This is a genomic window from Massilia sp. DJPM01, assembly GCF_030348125.1.
Lineage (GTDB): Bacteria > Pseudomonadota > Gammaproteobacteria > Burkholderiales > Burkholderiaceae_D > Telluria_A > Telluria_A frigida.
In genome coordinates, this window is the sequence record NZ_JAQOZV010000227.1 from 1 (window position 1) to 536 (window position 536).

Annotated in this window: 1 protein-coding gene; it reads left to right on the top strand. The window is 63.6% G+C overall.

The genetic code is table 11. The features are described 5' to 3' along the window. Positions 1 to 128: 128 nt before the first annotated feature. The coding region (locus PO883_RS34805) for a hypothetical protein (RefSeq protein WP_373890146.1) at positions 129 to 536 on the top strand (408 nt) is incomplete at its 3' end.

Consider the following 536-nt stretch of genomic DNA (forward strand, 5'->3'; position numbering starts at 1 on the left):
TTGTAAGGGCTGAATAGTTACCCTTGCTGTCTGGAATAGTTTTAAGTCTGATATTTAGATACGGCCTCATCATTGGTACGGTCGCATGTTCGGCGCCACCGCCGACGGTATCAATGTTGGCGCGGTCGTTGGAATCGGTACTACAGGGCGCGGCGACGCAGGGCGTGGCCGTCAATGGTGCGCCGGTAGTCGGCACCACAGTAGCAACCGGCGGCACGCAGCTTGGCCAGCACGCGGCGGGCGGCAGCGCTGGTGAGGTCGCGGCCGATGCCCAGCAAAAAGGCAGTGGCGGCGCAACGGACGTTGCGGTCGGCACGGTCGATCAACCGGTCGTGAACGGCCAAGTGAGGGGCAATGCCCTTCCAGGCAGCATCATCGCGGGCAATACTCGCGTGGCCCAGCAGACGGCCATCGGGGATGTCACCACCTCGTTCGCCAAGTTCGCGGCGGCGCGTCCCGTGACCGTCACCGACAAAAAGGTCGATGCCGGCGCGTACGGCGCCAATACCAGGGACGTCCAGGGCCGTGCCATCGAC